This is a genomic window from Cohnella cholangitidis (assembly GCF_014107495.1).
Lineage (GTDB): Bacteria > Bacillota > Bacilli > Paenibacillales > Paenibacillaceae > Cohnella > Cohnella cholangitidis.
In genome coordinates this window covers 3497383-3516664 of sequence record NZ_CP041969.1, presented here as the reverse complement: position 1 = coordinate 3516664, position 19282 = coordinate 3497383, and the positions used below count along the sequence as shown (strand labels likewise).

General features: G+C 52.5%; 19 protein-coding genes and 1 other RNA gene. 2 read left to right on the top strand and 18 right to left on the bottom strand.

Annotated features, from left to right (window positions below; all coding sequences use genetic code 11):
• Nucleotides 1–72: 72 nt before the first annotated feature.
• The 9 genes from FPL14_RS16385 to rpmE form a co-directional block, all read right to left on the bottom strand.
• Complete coding sequence (locus tag FPL14_RS16385; protein WP_182298716.1) at nucleotides 73–339, bottom strand: pro-sigmaK processing inhibitor BofA family protein; 267 nt, start codon at nucleotides 337–339, stop codon at nucleotides 73–75.
• A complete protein-coding gene (locus FPL14_RS16380) occupies nucleotides 336–593 on the bottom strand; it encodes a DUF2508 family protein (protein WP_229263543.1) in 258 nt (85 codons plus the stop codon). The genes FPL14_RS16385 and FPL14_RS16380 overlap by 4 nt, the downstream gene beginning before the upstream one ends.
• Before the next feature lie 157 nt (nucleotides 594–750).
• On the bottom strand, nucleotides 751–1350 hold the full coding sequence (gene recR / locus FPL14_RS16375) for a recombination mediator RecR (RefSeq protein WP_182298714.1): 600 nt from the start codon (nucleotides 1348–1350) through the stop codon (nucleotides 751–753).
• Nucleotides 1351–1384: 34 nt separating this feature from the next.
• On the bottom strand, nucleotides 1385–1696 hold the full coding sequence (locus FPL14_RS16370; RefSeq protein WP_182298711.1) for a YbaB/EbfC family nucleoid-associated protein: 312 nt from the start codon (nucleotides 1694–1696) through the stop codon (nucleotides 1385–1387).
• A 21-nt stretch (nucleotides 1697–1717) separates the two neighbouring features.
• Nucleotides 1718–3490, bottom strand: coding sequence for a DNA polymerase III subunit gamma/tau (gene dnaX, locus FPL14_RS16365; protein WP_182298709.1), 1773 nt, complete (start codon nucleotides 3488–3490; stop codon nucleotides 1718–1720).
• A gap of 79 nt (nucleotides 3491–3569) precedes the next feature.
• Nucleotides 3570–4697, bottom strand: a complete 1128-nt coding sequence (locus FPL14_RS16360) for a two-component system sensor histidine kinase NtrB (RefSeq protein ID WP_182298707.1) — start codon at nucleotides 4695–4697, stop codon at nucleotides 3570–3572.
• Nucleotides 4698–4879: 182 nt separating this feature from the next.
• Nucleotides 4880–5145: signal recognition particle sRNA large type (gene ffs, locus FPL14_RS16355), an RNA gene on the bottom strand.
• Between the two features lie 70 nt (nucleotides 5146–5215).
• Nucleotides 5216–5620: a hypothetical protein gene (locus FPL14_RS16350; RefSeq protein ID WP_182298705.1), complete on the bottom strand. Its 405-nt coding sequence runs from the start codon at nucleotides 5618–5620 to the stop codon at nucleotides 5216–5218.
• A 66-nt stretch (nucleotides 5621–5686) separates the two neighbouring features.
• Nucleotides 5687–5884: a 50S ribosomal protein L31 gene (rpmE, locus tag FPL14_RS16345; RefSeq protein ID WP_120979354.1), complete on the bottom strand. Its 198-nt coding sequence runs from the start codon at nucleotides 5882–5884 to the stop codon at nucleotides 5687–5689.
• Nucleotides 5885–6079: 195 nt separating this feature from the next.
• On the opposite strand from rpmE, the gene FPL14_RS16340 reads away from it, so the two are divergent.
• The gene (locus FPL14_RS16340; RefSeq protein ID WP_182298703.1) at nucleotides 6080–7411 is read left to right on the top strand and encodes an ABC transporter substrate-binding protein; all 1332 of its coding nucleotides are present in this window, start codon (nucleotides 6080–6082) and stop codon (nucleotides 7409–7411) included.
• 62 nt (nucleotides 7412–7473) lie between these two features.
• Here the strand turns inward: FPL14_RS16340 and FPL14_RS16335 are convergent, their stop codons facing one another.
• The 7 genes from FPL14_RS16335 to rpoE all read right to left on the bottom strand — a co-directional run bounded on the left by FPL14_RS16335 (nucleotide 7474) and on the right by rpoE (nucleotide 15520).
• A complete protein-coding gene (locus tag FPL14_RS16335; RefSeq protein ID WP_182298701.1) occupies nucleotides 7474–8721 on the bottom strand; it encodes a radical SAM family protein in 1248 nt (415 codons plus the stop codon).
• A gap of 27 nt (nucleotides 8722–8748) precedes the next feature.
• Nucleotides 8749–10056 carry a transcription termination factor Rho gene (gene rho / locus FPL14_RS16330; RefSeq protein WP_182304018.1) on the bottom strand — a complete coding sequence of 436 codons (1308 nt, stop codon included), beginning with the start codon at nucleotides 10054–10056 and terminating at the stop codon, nucleotides 8749–8751.
• A 52-nt stretch (nucleotides 10057–10108) separates the two neighbouring features.
• Nucleotides 10109–11359 carry a UDP-N-acetylglucosamine 1-carboxyvinyltransferase gene (locus FPL14_RS16325; RefSeq protein ID WP_182298699.1) on the bottom strand — a complete coding sequence of 417 codons (1251 nt, stop codon included), beginning with the start codon at nucleotides 11357–11359 and terminating at the stop codon, nucleotides 10109–10111.
• 117 nt (nucleotides 11360–11476) lie between these two features.
• Nucleotides 11477–12331, bottom strand: a complete 855-nt coding sequence (gene fba / locus FPL14_RS16320) for a class II fructose-1,6-bisphosphate aldolase (protein ID WP_182298692.1) — start codon at nucleotides 12329–12331, stop codon at nucleotides 11477–11479.
• A gap of 130 nt (nucleotides 12332–12461) precedes the next feature.
• Complete coding sequence (locus FPL14_RS16315; RefSeq protein ID WP_182298690.1) at nucleotides 12462–12908, bottom strand: response regulator; 447 nt, start codon at nucleotides 12906–12908, stop codon at nucleotides 12462–12464.
• Nucleotides 12909–13069: 161 nt separating this feature from the next.
• Entirely contained in the window at nucleotides 13070–14674 is a 1605-nt protein-coding gene (locus FPL14_RS16310; RefSeq protein ID WP_182298688.1) for a CTP synthase, read from the bottom strand.
• Between the two features lie 252 nt (nucleotides 14675–14926).
• Complete coding sequence (gene rpoE, locus FPL14_RS16305) at nucleotides 14927–15520, bottom strand: DNA-directed RNA polymerase subunit delta (protein WP_182298686.1); 594 nt, start codon at nucleotides 15518–15520, stop codon at nucleotides 14927–14929.
• A 440-nt stretch (nucleotides 15521–15960) separates the two neighbouring features.
• Here rpoE and FPL14_RS16300 point away from each other — a divergent pair, with 440 nt between their 5' ends.
• Complete coding sequence (locus tag FPL14_RS16300) at nucleotides 15961–17109, top strand: S8 family peptidase (protein ID WP_229263542.1); 1149 nt, start codon at nucleotides 15961–15963, stop codon at nucleotides 17107–17109.
• Here FPL14_RS16300 and argS read toward each other — a convergent pair whose 3' ends face one another.
• On the bottom strand, nucleotides 17110–18786 hold the full coding sequence (argS, locus tag FPL14_RS16295) for an arginine--tRNA ligase (RefSeq protein ID WP_182298684.1): 1677 nt from the start codon (nucleotides 18784–18786) through the stop codon (nucleotides 17110–17112).
• A complete protein-coding gene (locus FPL14_RS16290) occupies nucleotides 18783–19208 on the bottom strand; it encodes a YwiB family protein (RefSeq protein WP_182298682.1) in 426 nt (141 codons plus the stop codon). Before FPL14_RS16290 ends, argS begins: the two co-directional genes overlap by 4 nt.
• Between the last annotated feature and the right edge of the window lie 74 nt (nucleotides 19209–19282).

The window sequence follows — 19282 nt, the reverse complement described above, 5'->3', positions numbered from 1 at the left end:
CCCGCTCTCATCCAACCGCCTTCTTCCTAAGCCCTCAACCATAACGCAAAACGCCCGCGACCGCGGGCTGCTTTACGCAAGAACGATCCATTGAAGACCTAATACGAGTCCGATACCCGGCAACCCCAGCAAAGCAACCGTACCGATCGTGAAGGGATTAAGCGGCACGTAACCTCCGGCCCCCCACCCCGAGAAGTTGAGCGCATACAACGCCATGGCAGCCAGAACAAGATGAACGCAGAACCGCATCAACCAGCCTTTGGGCGCCCTTTGCTTCAATATTACGAATCCAAGCGACAACGCGGAACCGACCAACAGAACAAGCCAGAATGTTCTCATCCCGCTCCTTCCCCTCCCCGAAGCGGAATCGATTCCTTCCATAACCATTTCGCTTCCTTAAGCAACATACCGAGTTTTTTCTCCGCCGCTTCTAGACAATAGATCGCATAATCCACTTGATCTTCGCCAAGCGCATACTGGAATCTCCAATCCGCGAGCTTCCATTCCCGTTCCGCGTTGCGGACCTCCGCAATGAGCCTTTGACGTTCCGCCGACTGCGCCGAGACCATTTCAAGCTTTTTCCCCCTAGGCACGACAATCCCTCCCGCGTCCCCTGACGGTGCCGCCCCGAAGGACAACCCATTACTATTTCTATACCCCTAGCAATTCCCTTAGAACTATTGAAACTCCGGGATACTAGAAAATAAAAAAGACGCCCGAGGGCGTCCGCATGCAATAGGTTTCATAAAGCTAGTATAGCTCTCTACGTCCCTCCAACGCTTTGGAGATCGTAACTTCGTCCGCGTATTCCAAATCCCCGCCAACCGGCAAGCCATGAGCGATCCGGGTCACTTTGATGCCGAACGGCTTCACCAAACGCGACAAATACATCGCCGTGGCCTCGCCCTCAATGTTCGGATTCGTAGCCAGAATAAGCTCCTGGACCCGTTCGTCGCCAAGCCTCCGAACCAGCTCGGCTATTCGAATGTCGTCGGGCCCGAGTCCGTCCATCGGAGAGATCGCGCCGTTCAGAACATGATAATGCCCGTTGTATTCGCGGGTTCTCTCCATAGCGACTAAATCCTTCGGCTCCTGGACCACGCATATGACAGACATATCTCTCGCTTTATCGGAGCATATCCGGCAAGGGTCGGTGTCGGTGATGTTGCAACAAACCGAACAGTAAGTCAGGTTTCTCTTGACGTTCACAAGCGCCTTGGCGAAGTCGATCACGTCTTCTTCCTTCATTCGCAAGACGTAGAAAGCCAGCCTGGCGGCCGTCTTTGGCCCGATACCCGGAAGGCGGGAGAAGGAGTCGATCAGCTTGGCAATCGGTTCTGGATAAAACAAAGGCTCCCGTCTCCTCTAATCGATGTTTTCCGGCTTAGAACAATCCGGGTATTTTCATGCCTCCGGTATACTTGCCCATATCTTGGTTTGCCAGTTCATCCGCTTTGGACAGCGCATCGTTGACAGCGGTCAGCACGAGATCCTGAAGCATTTCAACGTCTTCCGGATCGACCGCTTCAGGCTTGATTTTAATGTCGAGCAGTTTTTTATGGCCGTTCACGGTTACGGATACGACTCCGCCCCCGGCAGTGCCTTCGATCGTTTTATTGCCTAGCTCTTCCTGAGCTTTGAGCATTTGCTCCTGCATCTTCTTAACTTGTTTCATCATTTGATTCATATTGTTCATTGATAATAGCCTCCTAATAAGTTAGTCGTCTTTGATCGTTACTAATTGTTCTCCGAACAAGCGAACCGCTTCATCGACCCATGGTTCGCTTTTCCCTTCGGCTTCATCTTCCGGGACGAGAAGCAATTCTTCCCCTGCCGCGTTCCCCTTGGACTGTCCTGAGCTCTCCGCCACGACTTCCTGCCATTCCTTCTGCATGACGGTAACCAACTGCGTCGGTTGACCGTACAAGGAGCTCAACACGCTTTCGATAACCCCTTTGTTAGCCGGCCTCTCCGTCGTCTCGCGATGGATCGTATTCCGGAAAGCGACCAAGAGAGCATGGTCATCGAACGAGACCGGTTCGCCGTCGACCAGCCAAGCGTGAACGGTAACCCGCTCTTCCTTGACCCGTTGAAGGATTTGCGGCCATTTGGCCAACGATTGCCCGGAAGCGGCATGAGCCTCCACGAAAGCGTTCAGCTTGCTGCGGGGAACCGACGAAGGCCGCGGCGAATTCGATGGAGCGCTGCCGCCCGAAGCTCCGCGGTTACCTCCTCCGCCTTGTCCGGACGATGGAGAAGCCGCCGTAGCCGATACCGCGCCGCCGCTCGCCAATGCTCCCAGCCTTTTTTCCAACGCCGCTATCTGTTGCTTTAATTGTCCGAGTTCGCCCCGACCGACGCCGGCATCGGCTTGGGTCGCGGCACTCGTTGCCGACGAGGCTCCCGGATGTTCCGAGCAAAGCTTCAGCAGCGCGATTTCGAACATTGTTTGCGGGTGCGCCGCATATTTCATTTCACTCTGATAGCGGTTCAACAAATCTATGATAGCAAATAACCGCTCTCGAGAAAATCCGTCCGACATCTCTTTCAATTCGGACGGGCTGGCTATTCGCCCGGAGGATTCACCCGCGTCCGGCGCTAATTGCGTCAGCAACAAATCACGGAAATAATACATCAGCTGCTCCAAGCATTTGTCCGCGCTCTTGCCGGACCTCATCATCTCGTCGATTTCGAGCAGCACTTTGGTGGCGTCATTATCGCGAACCGCGATCGCGAGTCTGGAAAACTGCTCCGAAGGCAACCCTCCGGTCGCTTCGATAGCCTGATCCAAACTCACTTGACCGCCGGTAAAGGACGAAATTTGATCCAATAAGCTTAGAGCGTCACGCATTCCGCCATCGGACAAACGAGCGATATAACGCAGCGCTTCTTCCTCCGCCGTTATTTGCTCCTCTGCGCAAATTTCCCGAAGCCGCCCCGCTTGCTCCTCTAACGATACCCTGCGAAAATCAAACCGCTGGCATCGCGAGATAATGGTGGGCGGAAGTTTATGAGGCTCCGTCGTCGCAAGTACGAACATGACATGTCCAGGCGGCTCCTCCAACGTCTTGAGCAAGGCGTTGAAGGCTTCCGTAGTCAGCATGTGCACTTCATCGATAATATACACTTTACGCCGCACTTCCGTCGGCGAGTATTTTACTTTGTCGCGAATATCCCGAATTTCCTCGACGCCTCGGTTGGAAGCCGCATCGATCTCCACAACGTCCATCACCGAACCGCTCGTAATCCGCTCGCATTGCGAGCATTCGTTACAAGGTTCGGGCGCAGGGCCGTGTTCGCAGTTAACGGCTTTCGCCAATATTTTAGCGGCGCTTGTTTTCCCGGTCCCTCTCGGGCCGCTGAACAAATACGCGTGGGATAGACGATTCTCGCGAATTGCGTTCTGAAGAGTCTGAACGATATGTTGTTGCCCGACCATGTCCTTGAACGTCTGGGGACGCCAGGCCCGGTACAAAGCAAGATGTGCCATTGCTTGTCGCTCCCGTCAGCTTGCGTTTCATTCATTATACATCATCGACGGACGGCACTCCACCGCCAGCTGCTATTTATTAATTGTACTGATCGGAGGCGTAGGACATCCATACCGTAAATTTCGTACCTCGTTCATCGGAAGCGACTTCGATGCTGCCGCCCAGATCGTGCACGATCCGCTGGCAGATCGACAGTCCCAATCCGGTACCTTGCGGTTTCGTCGTAAAAAAGGGATCGAACACCTTCTCTAGAACTTCGGCCGTCATTCCTGGCCCTGTGTCGCATATTTCTACTGCAATTTTGTCGGGTTCATAGGGGTAATTGCTTTCGCGAATTATTAAAGTCCCTCCTCCGGTCATCGCTTCGATTGCATTTTTCCCCAAGTTCAGGAACACTTGCTTTAACTGCTCTTTATCCGCCATAATCGGCGGCAGCTCCGACTTCGGGTAATATAGAACGGTTACATTATGAAGTAAAGCTTCGTTTCTGATCATTGGCAAAATCTCTTGCAGCACCCGGCCCATTCTCATCGGCGCCCGTTTGATTTCTTTTGGTTTGCTGAGCAGCAAAAATTCGCTTACCAAATCATTGACTCTTTCCAACTCGGACAGCATGATCCCTACATAATCCTGTTCCTTGCTCATTTCCCGATCGGAAAGGCTTTTCTCGAGCAACTGCATGAAGCCTTTGATCGCCGTCAAGGGGTTACGAATCTCGTGGGCCGTGCCCGCAGCGATCTGTCCGATGGTCTTCAGCCGATCGGAGCGCCTGAGCTGCTCCTCCAAATTCAGAAAATGAGATACGTCTTGGAAGAGAACGAAAGCACCCGCGATAGATTCGCCATGCTGCAGCACCCCTCCATCAAGCATTAATCTGTAGTTGCTCACATCCCGCTTCCAATTCAATACCCTATTTCGAAAGACATCGCCCTCAAGCAGGCTGCGGTCAAACGGCTTAGGGTGGAGAGAAAGCGAATCAAACCATTTCTCGACTGATTCATCTATGATGTCGGCCCGATTGCATCCGAATATGGAACAAATCATCTCGCTGGCTTCCACGATGCGGAATTCCGAATCGATCAGCAGAACACCGATGTCTTCCAAAGACAGAAAATGGTGCGCAAACCGCTGAATATAAAATTGTTGCCTCGTCTGGTCCGGATCCATGAGATTATCTTCTTCAAGTACTGCCCGTTCGTCTACCATTCGCGTTCACCTCCGGTCAACGAGCCAGTTCATCTGTAAATATTCGGTATCTCGCGCTATTTCCCTCCTTTGGACCTATGACAGGAGAAGTATTTATCCGAAATCGGACATAATAAAAGAAGCACCTCGGCTCGTTGCCAGGGTGCTTCTTAATCGTTCAACCGTGAATTAACTTATTAGGACCGTGCACCTGATTTCGATAATTGCGATCCAGCCGAATAAGAAAGTGTCGCTCAAGCCGAGCTACCCTCCAGCACAAGAACTAAACCACTTACGGCTGCTTCCTTCCGGACCTGACCGGGTTCATGGCCGTCCCTCGCGGAGGACCCTGCCGTCAACGCGGCACGAATCTTACCGGAACCTGCATCACAAAACCTAAAACAGGAATTCAACCTCGCTGGAGCGGATTGCGAGTTACAGGGCACCGCTACCTCCCCGTCTAGCACGGCAAAACTAAGTATAGCGAATTGCGAAGGGAAGTGCAACCGAAGGAAACAGTTCCCTCGGAATTCCCCGCTTTATTTCATCGATTTGACATGAATGGTATACCTAGGGTAATTAAATCTCAGGACGGTAGCCGCCTGCTGCTCGACCGTCGGAATTTCACGCGCTTGCAAACCGGGAGCGAGCTTTATCGTTACGTATGCGTCCGCCCCGTTAAAAGTGATACTGGAATCCGCTACTCCCGGCACATTGCGGATAGCCTCCCTCATCGTCCGATTATCCGTATTATAATTGGTCACGATGTGATGACCGGGAAGCGAGGGGTCGCTGTTGGCTCGACCGAGATATCCGTCATTCCCGTAATTCTGGGCCTTCAATCCGTTCGAATTCGTCCTTCCATTGTTGGCGCAACCGGATAACGTCAGCAGAACCAACGTCGCCGCAGCCATCACTTTCACCGTTTTCCATTGCTTGAGCATGAAAAAAACCTCCCTTTTATCCGGTAGGATTTCAAAGGAGGCTTATCTCTATACGGCGATTCGAAATTAAATTCCGTATTTTTTCTTGAACTTGTCTACGCGACCGCCTGCATCGATAAACTTCTGTTTACCTGTGTAGAACGGGTGGCAAGCCGAACAGATCTCTACTTTAAGATTCGATTTGATCGAACCTGTTTCGAAAGTGTTTCCGCATGCGCAAGATGCCGTAATCACATTGTATTGCGGATGAATGGATGGTTTCAAAGGGTTCACCTCTTTCTGCCCTGAATCACAAGCGGATCCAGAGTAATAGACACATGATGGGATTATAGCACGTCGCGCAATTCCGTGGCAAGCAAAAGCGAAACTTTTGGCCATGGAAAACGTTTTACTATTTGTTCCAAATTAAGGACGCTTTTACGGCTTCCTCCTATAATCTTGAAAAGGCGGCGTTATTCCGTGCGTAGACTCGTTAGCATCGCAACTATTTTCGCAATTGTTCCGTTATCTTTGGCAAGCTGCAGCTCGGATAAACCCGAGGAATCGGTAACCCTCAAAATCGCGGGCGTCTATCAAGAAACCTTCCTGCAATCGATCGGATACGAGTATATGCAGCGGCACCCGAACGTGGAATTCGAATTCTTGCCCGAGATCCCGTACACGGATGACGCCGGCAACGACATTGAACGGTTGTTCTCAGAGGAACAACCGGACATCTTCGTAACCGGCGCAAACTACTACGCAGAAGCCGTTAAAACGGGACGTCTGGCTTCAATTGACCCTTACCTGCGGAAGTCGAAATCGCCCGGGATCGTACCGTTCATCGACCGGCACTTGAGAACGTACGCGAAAGACGGCAGCCTATACGGTTATCCGACCGCTTTCGAGAGCAGCGCCCTGCTCTACAACAAAACTTTGTTCGACGAATATCACATCGATTACCCCGTTAATAACATGACTTGGGATAACGTTCTGAAGATCGCCGGAGCTTTCCCGCGAACGGACAAGCGCGATAAACCTATCCTCGGGTTACTTACCGGAACGGGCGGAGACGATGTCGGCGCTTATCTGTTCTATAGGGTGGACGATGCCGGAATGTCCAATAACCTAGCCATCGTCAATCCCGGGAAAAATAAAGCGACTGTCGATTCCCAGAGCTGGTTGGAAACATGGAAGCTGTTCCTCGAAGCTTACCATAACGGAACCCTAGGACCTACGGCGCTCGAGGTCAGCGAGGCAAACGAATGGATTGACGGCGTCGCGTTCGACGACAAGTTCCGGCCGTTTCTAGCCGGGAATGCGGCGATGGCTTTCGCGGATACGTCTTTGCTCCCTTACCTTATCGGTTCCAAGAAAAGCACCGGCGTGAACTGGGGCATGGTTAGCCCGCCCGGCCAGTATCAAATTCATTTGCAAATCCCTTCGATCTATACGATCAATGCTGGTTCCGCCAAAAAAAACGCTGCTTGGCAACTGCTGGAGTTCATAGCGGGAAATGAATCGACTATTCATCAAGCAGAGCACGACAACCGAACATTCGGAGTCGAGTTGAAAGCGAACATTAAACCGATAGAAGATATCTTCGACGTCGACCTGTCCCCGTTCTACATTTCGGAAGCGGCGAATAGAGGAATATACTCCAGCGGCAACGACAATTATTTAAGAGCGTATTATACGAACGGTCCTTTGGAAATGAATAAAGTTCTAGACGGCGACCAAACGATCGAAGAAGCTCTAGGATCGTTGCAAGCCGCCGTAGATGCGGCGTTGAAATCCGATGGCTCCCAATAAAACGAAAAGCCTATCCGCATAACGCGGATAGGCTTTTCGTTATTAGGCAGTCCCCTTTGACCTCACGGCTTCGGAGGGATATGCGTATAAGAACCGATGACAACGTCCGGGAGCTCTTGACGGTAAATCTCCAGCAACGCCTTCATCCCGTAGATTTCTCCCTGCGCGGGAGGAATCAGGGACAAGTACGCGTCCGGATCGATGTTCAAGTTGCGCATCTGGATGAGCTTCAATCCGGTACGGCGCGCGAAGCCGATCATCGCCTCGATCTCTTCCTCGCGGTCCGTCACGCCGGGGAAAACCAAATAGTTAATCGACGTGTACACGCCTTTGTCCGTCGCGTATTTGAGAGATTTCTCGACGTTCTTCAACGTATATCCGCGAGGTTTGTAATAAGCGTTATAGTGTTCGTCGATCGCGCTTATCGTACTTACCCGCATGAGATCCAAACCGGCGTCGGTTATCGCTCTCATGTGATCCGACAAGCCCGCGTTCGTATTGATGTTGATGTAACCGTTCGACGTTTGCTCGCGTACGCGTTTCATCGCTTCCACGATCGTTTTCGCTTGGGTCGAAGGCTCTCCTTCGCATCCTTGCCCGAAACTAATAATGGAATCCGGAGCCGATCTCAAATGTTCCATCATAATCTGCACGACTTCGTCTACTTCCGGCTTGAACTTCAATCGCGTCTGCGGCGCAACGAATCCGCTGTCGTCCGGTTGCTCCGAAATGCAGCCGTAACAACCGGCATTGCAGGAGAACGATACCGGAACGGCGCCCTCGAGACGTTGCAGGAACGTGTTCGACGCCGTCAGGCATTCGTATTCCAACGCGCAATGGGATAGATGCTTATATAACCTGTTGTCCGGGTAGGTCTTGAGCAGGCGATCCACTTGAATCCCAAGCTCGGCGCGATCGCAATTTTCCGGATTCCACGGTTCCGGATCGTCGCTCTGGCCAGCCGCTACGTAGAAGCCGCCATCCTTCCATACGACCGCCGTATAACCGAACAACGGGAATTTCTGCGTTTTATCCGTCTTGGAGTAGCCCGGGACGTAATATCGGGTAAAGCCTTGCGGCAGCAGAGCTCCCACGGCCTGATAAGCTCCGGGAAGCAATTGCATCTTTCCGCTCGCGGGATCCATTCCGATCGGGCGCGTATGGGGAAGTCCGACTAACGTTGCCCCGGCAGGCAACGGGATAAGCTCATCGTCGAGCAGTTCTACGAGATCGTTGCCGCTACGGGCAATCCCGTACAGCTCAGGATGGTCGAATACGTTGCCGTGCTCGTCTGCGTACACTAGATGCATGGGCTAAGCCCTCCTAACATCCCTGCCTTAAGAGGAACTGTTTCGCGGTGTGCGGCGTCCCCCGCCGGAGCTTGGCGACGGGCTAGGCGAGCTTGGCCCCCCGCTAGTATCCAGCATATCCAGGAATTCTTGATTGGTTTTGGTGTTCGAAAGCTTCTTGAGAAATCCTTCCACGTATTCCATGGAATCGTTCATGCTCTTGCGAATCGCCCACAGCTTGTCGAGCGCTTCTTTGTCGAGCAGCATCTCTTCCCGCCTCGTTCCCGACCGCCTGATGTCCAATGCCGGAAAAATACGGCGCTCCGACAGCTTGCGATCGAGATGAAGCTCCATATTGCCCGTACCTTTAAACTCTTCATAAATGATATCGTCCATGCGCGAACCGGTCTCTACCAACGCGGTCGCCAGAATCGTCAGGCTTCCGCCTTCCTCGATATTGCGCGCCGAACCGAAAAACCGTTTAGGACGATGGAACGCGGCAGGATCGATCCCCCCGGATAACGTACGCCCGGACGGCGGAACGACCAAGTTGTAAGCTCTCGCAAGCCGCGTAATGCTGTCCAGCAAAATAACGACGTCGCGTTTATGCTCGACAAGACGCAACGCGCGCTCCAATACCAGCTCCGCAACCTTGATATGATTCTCGGGAACCTCATCGAAAGTAGACGCGATGACCTCGCCTTTGACCGAGCGCTGCATATCCGTAACTTCTTCCGGCCGTTCGTCGATAAGAAGCACGAATAAATCGATATCCGGATGATTAATCGAGATACTATTCGCAATCTCTTTCAAGAGCAACGTTTTCCCTGCTTTAGGCTGGGCAACGATCAATCCGCGTTGACCTAATCCGACGGGAGCTACAAGATCCATAATTCGCGTAGATAGATGAGTGGGAGACGTTTCGAGCTTAATTTTCTTCTGTGGATACAGCGGGGTGAGAGCGGGAAAATGCAGACGTTCCGCGGCAGCTTCCGGAGTGACGCCATTCACGGCATTTACTTGCAACAGCCCGAAATAGCGCTCGCTTTCTTTGGGTGCCCGGCATTTCCCGGATACGAGATCCCCCGTCCGCAAATCGAATTTGCGAATCTGCGAAGCCGAGATGTAAATATCCTCGGGACTTGGAAGGTAATTGATCGGACGAAGAAACCCGAATCCTTCCGGCAATACTTCTAAAACGCCTTCCATGAACATCAGACCGCTTCGCTCTGCTTGCGCGCGCAAGATCGCGATAATCAGTTCCTTCTTCTTCATCTGGGCATAGTTATTAATCTGGTGCTGCTTGGCTAACTTATACAGTTCGGTCAACTTGAGCCCTTCCAGATCCGCCATCATTAAATCGGTCAATAGAATCCCCACTTTTATTCAGAAATCGTCTACATGACTATTACCCTTGCCGCCAAACTTCCGCACCCAAGTTACTAAGCTGCATAACCAGCTTCTCATAACCCCGGTCGATATATTCAACTCCGCTAATTTCGGTCGTGCCTTCTTCGACGGTAAGCGCAGCTACGACAAGCGCCGCTCCCGCACGCAGATCGGCCGCTCTAACTTTAGCGGCATTAAGAGGTCCGCCCTCGATGATGGCGGAACGGCCTTCTACCCGAATTTGCGCGCCCATGCGCGCAAGCTCCGGCACATGCTTGAACCGGTTGCTGTACACGTAATCAGACAGTACGCTTACCCCGCGGGCTTGCGTAAGCAGACTCGTCATCGGCGATTGCAGATCGGTAGCAAAGCCCGGATAAACCAACGCTTTAACGTCTACCGCTTCATAAAGAGGTTGTCCGACTACTCGAATCGCTTCGTCCATCTCGTAGACGTGTACGCCCATTTCCTGCAATTTCGCGGTCATGGCTTCCAGATGCTTAGGAATAATATTATCGATAAGGACATCGCCGCGTGTCGCCGCGGCGGCTATCATGTATGTTCCAGCTTGTATGCGATCGGGAATAATAGAATGCCTGCAACCGTGCATTTCCCGAACGCCTTCGATGCGGATCGTCTCCGTACCGGCACCTTTGATCTTGGCCCCCATCGCGTTCAGCAACGTAGCCACGTCGATAATTTCCGGCTCTTTGGCCGCGTTCTCGATCAAGGTCAATCCTTTGGCCCTAGAAGCCGCCAACATTATGTTGATAGTCGCTCCAACGCTTGCGACGTCCAAATAAATTTTCGCGCCGCGCAATTCTTTCGCTCGGATCCGAATGGACCCATGGTCATTGGTCACTTCCGCACCCAATGCCTCAAACCCTTTAATATGCTGATCTATCGGGCGCGGTTCGAAGTTGCACCCGCCTGGCAATCCGATCGTCGCTTCGCCGAATCTCCCTAACAAAGCTCCCATCAAGTAATAGGACGCTCTAAGAAGCTTAACTCTTCCATTTGGCATAGGAACCGATCTCATAGCGGACGGATCGATAGACATCACGTCGTCCTGCCAAGATACTTTGCCCCCAAGCTCCTCTAACAATTCCGCATAAACCGCCACATCGCTGAGTTGAGGAAGGTTGTCCAGCCTCACTTCCGATTCTGCCAATATTGCTGCGGGAATAAGAGCGACAGCGCTATTCTTCGCGCCGCTGATTCCGACCGTGCCTCTAAGCGGTCGGCCTCCCCGGACCATCAATTTATCCATGAATGCCGTATTCCTCCTCGTGTTGTTGTCGGCGAAAATAACCGACACATGAAGGAACGGGAAAACGCCTAAAGACGTTTTCCCGCATCTGGTACGATAATGATTTACTTGGTTGGATTAAGCTTTGTTGCTGCTTCCGAACAAGCGGATTTTCTCTTGTACGACTGCTTTCATTGCAGTGCGAGCAGGCGTCAAGTATTTACGAGGATCGATTACGTGAGCGTCTTTTGCAAGCACTTCGCGGATAGCGGCCGTGCAAGCCACTTGGTTTTCCGTGTTTACGTTGATTTTACCTGCGCCGGCTTGAATCGCTTCGCGAATCATGTCGTCAGGTACGCCGGATCCACCGTGAAGAACAACCGGCACCGGAATTTTGGCAACGACTTCTTTAATGATATCGAAGTGGATTTTCACTTCGCCTTTGTACATACCGTGAGCCGTACCAACCGCGATAGCCAGGCAGTCTACGCCAGTTTCTTCATAGAAACGGATCGCTTCTTCTGGTTTAGCAAGCTTAGCATCTGCTTCGTCCACGCTAAGATCGTCTTCGACGCCGCCGATCGTTCCCAGCTCGCCTTCAACGGATACGCCCATAGCATGAGCGGCTTTAACGACTTCTTTCGTCAAACGGATGTTATCTTCGAAAGAATGATGCGAACCGTCGAACATAACGGAAGAGAATCCAGCGCGGATACACTTCATAGCGATATCGAAATTGCTGCCGTGGTCTAAGTGCAATGCGATTGGAAGACCGGATTTCTCGGCAGCCGCTTTAGCGATTGCAACCGTATATTCCATACCCATGTACTTCAAAGCGCCTTCGCTAACGCCGAAAATGAACGGCGAATTCTCTTCGATCGCCGCATCCGTGATCGCTTGGGCAAACTCCAGGTTGTTCATGTTGAATTGGCCGATGGCATATTTTCCGGCTTTGGCTTGCGGTAAAAATTCGGTCATCGATACTAATGGCATAGTGTACAATTCCTCCTGCGGTTTTCATTCGATTTCTCACGTTTCATGCATACTGCGTTATTATAACACAAAATGACTTTGTGAAGTAAACCGAACGAATGTTTCCTACTTCGCTACCGCATCCCCGGCTTTATGAGCCCGTCGCGAATCGGGACGCCGAACCTTCGCCCATCTGCATATTCACGGCCAATCTCATCTCGTCGATATCGAACGGTTTCGTAAAATGCATCAAAGCTCCCAAGTCGGTCGCTTCTTTGATCATGTCGAGCTCGCCGTAAGCAGTCATCATGATAACTTTAATGCTGCGATCGTATTCTTTAATTTGCTTGAGAATTTCCAAGCCGTCCATCCCCGGTATCTTCATGTCGAGCAGGACCAGATCGGGACGGTGGTTTCTTACGATTTCCAACGCGGTTCTTCCATTCGCCGCCTGGAAAGTGTCATACCCTTCGGTCGCGAATACTTCGAGTAGTAAAATACGGATTCCGACTTGATCATCCACAATCAGCAATCTCTTCTTGTCCAAGAGCTCATCTCCCCGAATCACTGTTGTAGCCTTATTCGTGACCAGAAGCATAAATTCCTTCTCTTTCCATGTAAAAAAATGTAGCACGACGCAAAAATAATTGGAGAACCGCACAACCGCCTTTTGTTCAACCCTATCTAAAACCAAAAAAACCGCCCTAGCTTGAAGCCAGGACGGTTTGATCGAACCCACGATACGGAATATAAAATATTTTAAACTTCCGAACGGCGAAGCGCGGCTTTGACGAATTCTCTGAACAACGGTTGCGGACGGTTCGGGCGGGAAGTAAATTCCGGATGGAATTGTACCGCCAAGAACCAAGGATGATCAGGAAGCTCGATCATCTCCACCAAACGTCCGTCCGGCGAAGTTCCGGAGATGCGCAAGCCGGCCGATTCGATGCGCTCGCGATACTCGTTGTTGAACTCGTAACGGTGACGATGACGCTCATATACAAGCTCGTCTCCGTAGCATTGCGCCGCCAAGCTGCCCGGCACCAACTTGCACGGATACAAACCAAGTCTCATCGTGCCGCCCAGATCCTCTATATCTTTCTGCTCCGGCAGCAGGTCGATAACCGGATAAGACGTCGCCGGATGGATTTCTGAGCTGTTCGCGCCATCCAAGCCCGCCATGTTGCGCGCGTATTCGATGACCGCTACTTGCATGCCTAGGCAAATTCCGAAGAAAGGCGTACCGTTCTCGCGAGCGTAACGGATTGCCGTAACTTTGCCCTCGATCCCCCGGTCGCCGAAACCGCCAGGCACGAGGATCCCTTGGACGCCGCCAAGAAGTTCGCCCACGTTGCTTGGCGTAACCTCCTCCGCGTTGACCCAACGAATATTCACTTCCGCGTCCGCATCGATCCCTGCGTGAGCTAGCGACTCTACGATACTTAAGTAAGCATCGTGCAACGCGACGTATTTGCCGACAATCGCGATTTCCGTCGTTTTCTTAAGCGACTTCACGCGGTTGACCAGCGCTTCCCACTCCGTCATGTCCGGCGCTCCGACCGACAGGTTCAAATGCTTAACGACGTAATCGTCCAATCCTTCTTCGCGAAGGTTGAGAGGGACCTCGTAGAGAGTCGATGCATCGCGGCATTCGATAACCGCGTTCGCATCGATATCGCAGAACAAGGCGATCTTGCGCTTCATGTCCTCCGCCAGCGGATATTCGGTACGGCAAACGATCATGTTCGGTTGGATTCCGATGCTGCGCAATTCTTTAACGCTATGCTGGGTCGGCTTCGTTTTCACTTCGCCGGCTGCTTTAATGTAAGGAATAAGCGTTACGTGGATGTACATTACGTTATCGCGGCCGATATCGCTCTTGATTTGACGAATCGCTTCCAAGAACGGCAAGCTCTCGATATCTCCGACCGTACCGCCGATTTCCGTAATGACTACGTCCGACCCGGCTTCCTTGCCGGCGCGGAATACGCGGTCCTTAATCTCGTTGGTAATGTGCGGGATGACTTGTACCGTTCCGCCCAGATATTCTCCGCGTCGTTCCTTGCTGATAACGGTAGAGTAGATTTTACCCGTCGTCACGTTGCTGTTCTTCGATAGGTTAATGTCGATAAACCGCTCGTAATGTCCCAGATCCAAATCCGTCTCCGCGCCGTCGTCGGTAACGAACACTTCTCCGTGCTGATAAGGGCTCATCGTTCCCGGGTCGACGTTGATGTACGGATCGAATTTCTGAATAGTCACCTTTAATCCGCGATTTTTAAGCAACCTGCCCAGCGAAGCCGCCGTAATGCCTTTTCCGAGCGATGATACGACACCGCCTGTTACAAAAATGTATTTGGTCACTCTGTACGAAACCTCCCACCACATGCCCTTGCGGCATCTTCATTATCGTTACCCATTTTGCGTTTTACCCCCATGAAAACGGAGGACAAAAAGAAAAAAGTGTCACCCAATAAATGGGGGCACTTTTTAAATTCCTATGCTATGGAAATACTCGCTCTTAAAGCCCAAGCATAAGTTTAACGTCTCGAATCGGCGGTGTCAAGTAAAACGCATCTCCGAATTCGGGACGATCCGTCACGATTCGGCAACGGATTAACGTTCGTCGTCATCCTCGTCTTCGTCGGCCAAATCATCTTCGTCTTCGTCGTCGAATTCGTCCTCGTCGTCATCGTCTTTGCCTTCAAGGTCTTCCTCGATCTCGGCATCGTCGTCCTCTTCGATGAGAACCTCTTCGTCGGCTTCGGCCGCTTCTTCGCCTTCCTCGAACACTTCCTCGCGATCTTCGTCGAACAGATCGTAAGTCTCGTCATCCGCGGATGCGTTATCGTCGTCCTCGCCGTACAAGTCGTCGTCATCCTCGTCGTCGTCATCGTTAATGATGCGAGGACGTTTGGCTCCGCCATTCATCGGATCGTCGGAACGCTCGACCGGATACCAGCGCTTAAGGCCCCAAACGTTGCCGCCTACGCACGCAAAGCGTCCATCGATGTTGATCTCCGTGTACAGTTGTGCAATGACGTCCGTTACTTGGCTTTCGGTCAGACCGCGCATCTTGGCAATTTCCATCATCAGATCGCGATAGTAAAACGGGGTATTCGCTGTCTTAAGCAATTCGTATGCCAAGTCGACCATCGGCATCTCGCGAATTTTCTCGGAGTCGAGTTTCAGCACGTAATCGGCGCTCACGTGACTTCCATCCTCTCTGTATGTGAACCGGTATTATACCTTCACGTTGATTTGTCAACCTTTAGTAAACCGTATTTCGTATAAAAATGCAAGTCGCGGGAACAGACTTTTGCCGATTTTATTTCCGGCGTCCCCGACATCGAAAAAGCGAAGGCGCGTCCCGAACGGACAGCACCTTCGCTTTTCGACTGTATCCCTTCCCGGCCACTCCGCGGGGGGAGGAACCGGCATGACCAAGAGTCTCACCGGGAAACTCTCCATTCATCCTATGTCGGCAGAACGGAAATGACACGGAACGCCGCCTATTTCCCGCCCAAAAAAGGCCACATTCCCAAGCTTTTATCGAGTCCCGCTCATACAGTAGAGGACACGGCAGAAAAGTCGAGCTGAGCAGCGCATTGCCAGCTTTGTCTGCACACCCGTCCGGGAGGGAAGCCGCATTGGACGCAAGCGAAATCGTGGAGTGGCTCCACAATCCCCCCTGCTCCTCAGCCCGTCATGGACGAAGGGGAATCCTCCGTTTTTCGGATTCAGACGACTACGCGCGGTTCTTGCATTCGTTGCATTCGTCAAACGATCTATACAAATATAAGCCCGAGCATGTTCGCCGTTTAGGTCTTATCCAGGCCGTATCCTGCCCTCTGGAAGCTCTTGAAGCAAAGAACTTCCCTTCTTCGCTGAACGGCGAAGCGTTCTGGGAGGAAGATTCTCTTATCAGCGTTCAAGCGTTGCAAGGAGGCGCGCTCGTTAACGACAAGGGCATCCCTTGGGGCGTCAAACACATTCAAGCGCCGCAGATGTGGAGCCGGACGACGGGGTTCCGAGTCAAAGTGGGCGTCATCGACACGGGGGTGGATTTCAGCCATCCCGACTTGCGCCACTCCTTGGAGCGCGGGATTAACCTGCTCCACCGGATGGCGCTGCCTCAAGACGACAACGGCCATGGCACCCATATTTCCGGCACGATCGCCGCTGCCAACGAACTTAAGGGGATGATCGGCGTCGCTCCGCGCTCGATGATCTACCCTATCAAAGCCTTCGATTATAACGGCACGGCATACGTATCGGATATCATTCTCGGCATCGAATGGTGCGTTCGCAATCAAATGGACGTCGTTAACATGAGCTTCGGCATGAAAACCAAAAGCAGATCGTTGCTGAACGCCGTTAATAACGCTTACCGCTCGGGAGTCTTGATCGTTGCCTCTTCCGGGAATGACGGCCAGGTAGGCGAAATCGACTACCCCGCGCGCTACAACCAGACGATCGCGGTAGGCGCCACCACCCGGTCGAGCCGTATCGCCAAATTCACCAACCGGAGCGGCCTTATCGATATTTATGCTCCCGGGGAGCGTATCGTCTCCGCATGGCTAAGAGGCAAGCATCGCGAGATGAGCGGCACTTCGATGGCGACTTCGCACGTAACGGGAGCGATTGCGCTGTTGCTGTCGCTTAAGCCGTCCCTGACGCCCGGACAGATTAAAACGATCGTCAAGCAATCCGCCAAGCCGTTGCGAAACAACAAAACTCCCCGGATTGCCGGAGAGTTGAACGTCGTGCGCATGATTAAAGCGGCTGAGTTGCTTTAGTTACATTTTATCGGGAGCCGATACTCCGACAAGGGCCAGCGTATTGGCAAGCGTGACCTTGATGGCCGCCAGCAGCTGGAGACGGGCTTGGCTTTGTTCCGCGTCTTCCGTAATGACCCGTTCCGCCTTGTAATAGCTATGGAACTGCGAAGCCAGTTCATATACGTAACGAATCATCGTGTGCGGCGCATAGATTCGCGCGGCTTCCGCGATCGTCTCGGGCAGTTCGCCGATCTTCCTAAGGAGATCATATTCTTGTTCCGTATTTAACTTGCCGATGGATGCCTCTTGCCACGGAACGATCGCAATGCCTTGCTCCTCCGCTTGGCGGAAAATGCTGCAAATTCGGGCATGGGCGTATTGCACGTAGAAGACGGGATTCTCGTTCGATTTCGACACCGCGAGATCCATGTCGAAATCCAGGTGGGAATCCATGCTGCGCATGGTGAAGAAATACCGGATGGCGTCCACGCCGACCTCGTCCATGAGATCCTCCATCGTAACGGCCTTACCGGTCCGTTTGGACATCTTCACCTTCTCGCCGTTCTGGAACAGGCTTACCATCTGGGCGATAAGCACCGTCAGTTTGTCGGGATCGTTGCCCAACGCAGCCATTGCCGCTTTCATCCGGGGAATGTAGCCATGATGGTCCGCGCCCCAAATATTGATCAACTGATCAAACCCGCGCTTATATTTGTCCATGTGATATGCGGCGTCCGGAGTCAAGTACGTATAGCTTCCGTCGTTCTTGACGAGAACCCTGTTCTTGTCGTCTCCGAAAGTCGTGGAAGAAAGCCAGACGGCTCCTTCTTCCTCGTATACATGGCCTTGCGCCCTGAGGGCGTCCAGCACCTCGGTCACTTTGTCGTTCTCGTAGAGGGACGTCTCGCTATACCATTCGTCGAACCGAACCCCGAAGCGCCCCAGATCGCGTTTGATTTTAGCCAATTCTTTCTCTAACCCGTACGTACGGAAGAATTCGAAGCGTTCCTCGTCTCCCAAGGAAAGCAGACGATCCCCTTCCTCCGCCGCCAATTCTTTGGCAAACCCGACGATATCCTCGCCATGGTACCCGTCCTCAGGCATCTCCGCCGCCTGGCCGAGAGCTTGACGGTAACGCGCTTCGATCGAACGGGCCAGATTGTTCACTTGATTGCCCGCGTCGTTAATATAATACTCTCGGGTAACGTCATAACCGGCCGCAGTGAGTACGTTGCACAGCGCATCGCCTACCGCCGCTCCGCGAGCGTGGCCCAAGTGGAGACTACCCGTCGGGTTCGCGCTCACGAATTCGACTTGAACCCGCTTGCCTTGCCCGGCATTTACTTCTCCATACTTGCTTCCCTGCGTGAGCACTTCGCCGATGACCGGATACAAATAACTCTTATCCAATCGAAAATTAATAAAACCCGGGCCCGCGATTTCCGCGGCTTGAATAGAAGCGCGGCCTGCGCCCAGCTTCTCGATGATCGCTTCCGCGATCTGCCTCGGGTTCTTCTTGGCGATCTTAGTCAATTGCATCGCCAGGTTCGTCGCCAAGTCCCCGTGCGATTTATCCTTCGGCACCTCAAGAACGATTGACGGCAATTCGTCCTTGGTCGCTACCAGCCCTGCTTCCAACGCCGCGTCGGCCAAAGCCTCTTTAACGGCTGCTTGTAATTGTTCTAATACGCTCATTCCGCTTGTTCCTCCCGAATATCGAGCCGGATATGAAAGCTTCCGACCGTTTGATCTTGCATGAGCAAGTCATATTTCCATTCCACAACGCCACCGGATTCCGATAATCCGATGCGCAAATAGGACGTCGAAGCTTCAACGTCGTGCGGACCGTAGGGAGTTTCCATTTTCCCCGGCAGCGACGCGCCCTGGCGAAAGCTCAATTCGACGAGGATCGATCCTCGCCGCCTGAGACGCAATTCATGCGCATGGACGAACAGCGTGTTGATCGTCTCGACGCCGTTCTCATCCGGCGCTTCCCGGTACACCAGAGTCCATCCGCCATGCAGCCGATATAATTCCCCAGGCAGGGTGTATTGCTGCGTCTCGCTCCCTTCCTGCCGGCTGCGAAAGCCGACCGTTACGCTCCTTTTGTCCGGCATTGTCCCCTCACCCAAATCCCTTTACTCTTGTTAATACTATATACACATCGTCCAGTCAATTCAAATAGTAGGAG